Source organism: Paenibacillus sp. 2TAB19 (genome assembly GCF_052115185.1).
Classification (GTDB): Bacteria; Bacillota; Bacilli; order Paenibacillales; family Paenibacillaceae; genus Pristimantibacillus.
On record NZ_JBFRGE010000153.1, the window covers coordinates 1 to 4,168 of the forward strand.

The following is a 4,168-nucleotide window of genomic DNA, read 5'->3' on the forward strand; positions in this document are numbered from 1 at the left end:
GAACTACACTCTATCCTCTTTATACATGTATATCAATTTGAGATTTTCGTTAACTTCTTTTTCTTTGTATTTCTGATATCCTAATTTCTGATACAGCTCTATATTTTTTATGCTTTTATGTCCTATAAAAAGCTCCTTTCTCTTAACCTGACTAAACGTCTCTTCAATTTCCTTCATTAATCGCTTTCCAATCCCTTGGTTTTGATAATCTGGATTTACTATTAATTTTCCAATTACGCAAACTCCATCTTGAATTACAGCCCTGACCGATCCTACAATAACATCTTCTATAACGGCTTTTAAGAATATTCCTTCATTAAATTCATCGATTAATTAGCTTAAATTTTGCATTAATGGCGGAATGATCTCTTGATAAATCTCCGCCTCACTTTGATAGGCTTCATATTGTAGTTGAAGAATGCTAGGCAAATCAGATCTATTTGCATTTGAAATGAACATATCAAGCTCTCCTTTGTTTCAGACTTATGCACTTTTAGATAACGCTCTTGTATTCACGACGTCCTACGAAATCGGATGTGTCCGGCTGTAATCACTTCCCTGCTAGTTGCATCTGTCCGGACCGCGGGGCGAATGCCCCGAAGCGTGAATATAGTATTATCTGATGCATCAGCCTTCCTTGATTTGACTAACGCGTTCCATTTTGAAAATCTTATATTTATTCTCTTCTTTAACAGTTACACGATTGCAACTCTTGCACTGCTTCACTTCAAGACGTGGAGTTGGTAGATCTCTCACCTTACTACTTTCATTTGTAATAGAATCCAACTCAATATCTGTGTAAACCATATATTCACGGTAGAGCTTTGGGGTACATCTACATGATCTACTATCTTGATAAACCACTTTCAGCAACTTATAAGTAATCGTTCTTATGTGATTTCTTCCTTCGTATTGAAAGTAATAAAATCTATCGCACTTTTTGCAATACCAAATATCCAGGTCCTTAATGTAATATACATCTAAATTTTTAGCTAATGCTTCTTCCCATTGTTCAATCCTATAAGTTCGAATTTGTACATCATTTGGACACAAAGAATTTGATAATCTATTCCCACATAGGCAACCCATGTGTGCCATACTCTCTCTCCCTTCGTTTCTTTGCTGACTTGAGGCGACGAAGTCGCCGGGCGCGATGCACTTAGTCGGTGCGGATGTGTCCGGCTGATCCCGCTTCCTTGTGTACTAAAATACCTCTTCGAATTTACATCTATCTTCTGCCGGACCGAGGGCGAATGCCCGATGCGTGAATATGGTTGTTAGCTGATGCCTTGCCTTCTTCGAATAAATTCAAAGTAATATATCTTATCTCTTCCCTTTTTTCTTTAAACAGTTCTATTCCGTTACTATCAAACTCGTTATAAAAACATATATATCCACTATCTAATTCAAACCCTACTCCATGCAATAACCAATCTTCGTATTCATTTCCATTGTTCTCTGGATTGTCTTTGTCGTGTATTGTTGTTGTCTTAAATAGTAACTCAATAATCTCAGCATCTATTATTTTTGAATTTGTATAGTCTCCCTGAGTATACAATCTCCATTCATAATGCCATATCTCACCATCTCCCATATCTGATGGCTCAATTTCTTCACTTAAAACTATAGTGTCATAAGTAATACTGTACTCATTAATTTTATTTGCACAGAGTTCAATTTGAGTTGTCTTAGTAGTTAGTACGATCGGTGCAACTTTACACCATTCATCCTCTGTATTGTTCCACAGTATAAAAACTTTTTTAATCTGATCACCTTTAAGAATCAAAAGTTTTTTCCTATGCTTCTCAATTAATTGATTTGTTAATTCACAAAAATCTGGTTGGTAGTTTTTTATCCCTAACCACATAGAGTTCACCATCATTTCAATGATTTGCAATGGTTTCAGCTAACGTTCTTGTATTCACGACGTCGAAAGACTTAAGGGACTGCTCGGATCGGCGTAGCCATCCATCACACCGGTTCGCAAAGCGAGATTGGTCTTGCAGATGTGTCTGGCTGACTCCGCTTCCTGGCTTCTCAACTTCGGTCCGGACCGAGGGCCGAATGACCCAAAGCGTGAATATCGTGTTAGCAGATGCCTCTGTCCTCTTCGATCTATTGACAATCCCTTTAACTTTAGCCCTTCAACTGAGCCCTGATTAGATTCTACCTAATCCTCTATCAGCCTCTTTTTGAAGTTTTATAGTTTTAGGTCCCATATATTTTCGCGCCACTCCAAGAATTGTTTTATCGTTACCTAATATTTCTAATACAGTACTTGAAAAAACGTTAATTAGGTGATCATCTTTACAATTAGATACTTCTTCAAAATAATCAAATATACTTTCTAACAGCTTGGTGTTTCTATTCTCCTTTAAAAGCATAATTATGTATGGCATGAGTATATTTTCAATTATGACAGTTTCTAATACCTCACCGTAATATTCAATTGATTTTATATACTCTTTACTTGTTGAAGGTAAGAATTCCAACATCACTTTAAAAAATTCCTCCGATTTATTACTCAAACTACCAACTCCTCTAGTAGTAATGCTTTATAGGTTTAATCCTGATCTTCAACATCGCTCTTAACAGAGGTTTCTGCTAACGTTTGTTTGTTCACGACGTCCATCCCCCTTAGAAAGCTCTTATCTTAGGGGGATGGACGTGTCCGGCTGCTTCTACTTCCCCGAATTCCATCTGCCTGACCGAGGGCTGAATGGCCCGATGTATGAATACGGTGTTAAGCGATGCCAACGACAACATGAAATACAAACAAATCTCTTACGAATTTTTTTGAATTAGGCATCTGAATTTTAGGTCATTAACTTCCTTGATCCACTCTTCATAACTATCACTTGATTGCCACAATTCTTTCAGCTCAGACTTATCAATGATTAATTCGATATTACTAACCGCGATATCGGATAAACTTTCAAGAACATCTACCCACTTCTCTTCTTTAGAAAATGTATTCCAAGCTGATCTAGTCTCGTCACTAACAATACCTTCGCTATTAATAATTTTATTAAATAGATTTACTAAACCTCTGTCATAATTTTTTTTCTTAATAAGCCATTTTGCTAGGCTATTCGGAACATTAATTCCCGGCTTACCTAATAGTACTGAAACAATCTCTGCCGCTGCTAATACTTCGGCAGAGATTTCACTATCAATAATTTCATTTCTATCTTTATTGTATTCCCTACTAAATTCTAAAAACTTAATCATCACCATAGATAAATCTTTATGCTCTTCAAATTCATCAATCCAGTCAAATGCGCTATCGTTTTCGAAAGTTCTAATTCCCCAAGCTCCCAATATATCACCTTCATTTTGAAATATTGATTTTAATATTCTCTCGTTGGTTTCGCATAACGTTGTTGTATTCACGACGTTCGACGAAGTCGGATGTGTCCGCAGCAACTACTTCTCCGAATCCGCTTCTGGGACCGAGGGCGAATACCCGATGCGTGAATATCGTGTTATAGGATGTCAGCGCCTTGATTGAAATACTTACATTATTCAATCTTTGTTTCCTGTTAGCTAACACCTTATTGTAAGTTGTTTATAGGCAGTTCTTTATCTAATGGTTCTCGAACCTTATCTATAAATTCCTTTTTACATACCCCAAATTTTTTATAGTTTTCTCTTGCCTGTGTCAATGAAATATGGTTTGCACCAATATTTCTATCAGGTGAATCATGAGCAACAGCATCATATTGCCAAAAACAAACATCACAAATATCTACAATTACCTCATCATCACTTTCAACAGTGAAATACTCACAACAAGGGCACTGTAATCTCATCATCTTTGGCCTCTACTTTCTTAATTGAACTTACTCGCCGTCAATTCCCATAACATCATATTAGCGTACTTCGTAAACACATTAATATTTTTAGATATTCCCGTAGTGATTAAACACTCCTTCCTCTGCCGATAGTTTAACAATAAGGCAGCTGATCGTATTAGCCAGCTACAGGAGTTTTACKCTGCCGTACAATTATAATAGTTTCATTTACTTTTTCTCATATTTTAGCAAGTTAATGATTCGTTCATAGTCGTAAATGTTATATGTCTTAAATGCCAACTTATGATTGTTGTTTCCTTCAATGAATCTAAAAATAATATAGTCTTTATTTCTTTCATAATCAGCAGAAAGAT

At 36.2% G+C, this 4,168-nt stretch carries 6 protein-coding genes; all 6 read right to left on the bottom strand.

Annotated elements, in window-relative coordinates; translation table 11 throughout:
* Nucleotides 1-3 precede the first annotated feature (3 nt).
* Entirely contained in the window at nucleotides 4-330 is a 327-nt protein-coding gene (locus AB4Z33_RS30285) for a GNAT family N-acetyltransferase (protein WP_442053464.1), read from the bottom strand.
* Nucleotides 331-627: 297 nt separating this feature from the next.
* On the bottom strand, nucleotides 628-1,098 hold the full coding sequence (locus tag AB4Z33_RS30290; RefSeq protein WP_442053459.1) for a hypothetical protein: 471 nt from the start codon (nucleotides 1,096-1,098) through the stop codon (nucleotides 628-630).
* 130 nt (nucleotides 1,099-1,228) lie between these two features.
* A complete protein-coding gene (locus tag AB4Z33_RS30295) occupies nucleotides 1,229-1,882 on the bottom strand; it encodes a hypothetical protein (RefSeq protein WP_442053460.1) in 654 nt (217 codons plus the stop codon).
* A gap of 277 nt (nucleotides 1,883-2,159) precedes the next feature.
* Nucleotides 2,160-2,528 carry a DUF7674 family protein gene (locus AB4Z33_RS30300; RefSeq protein ID WP_442053461.1) on the bottom strand — a complete coding sequence of 123 codons (369 nt, stop codon included), beginning with the start codon at nucleotides 2,526-2,528 and terminating at the stop codon, nucleotides 2,160-2,162.
* 256 nt (nucleotides 2,529-2,784) lie between these two features.
* Nucleotides 2,785-3,393 (bottom strand): DUF4259 domain-containing protein, encoded by a 609-nt coding sequence (locus AB4Z33_RS30305; RefSeq protein WP_442053462.1) that lies wholly within the window; start codon nucleotides 3,391-3,393, stop codon nucleotides 2,785-2,787.
* Between the two features lie 161 nt (nucleotides 3,394-3,554).
* The gene (locus AB4Z33_RS30310) at nucleotides 3,555-3,815 is read right to left on the bottom strand and encodes a CPCC family cysteine-rich protein (RefSeq protein ID WP_442053463.1); all 261 of its coding nucleotides are present in this window, start codon (nucleotides 3,813-3,815) and stop codon (nucleotides 3,555-3,557) included.
* Nucleotides 3,816-4,168 lie beyond the last annotated feature (353 nt).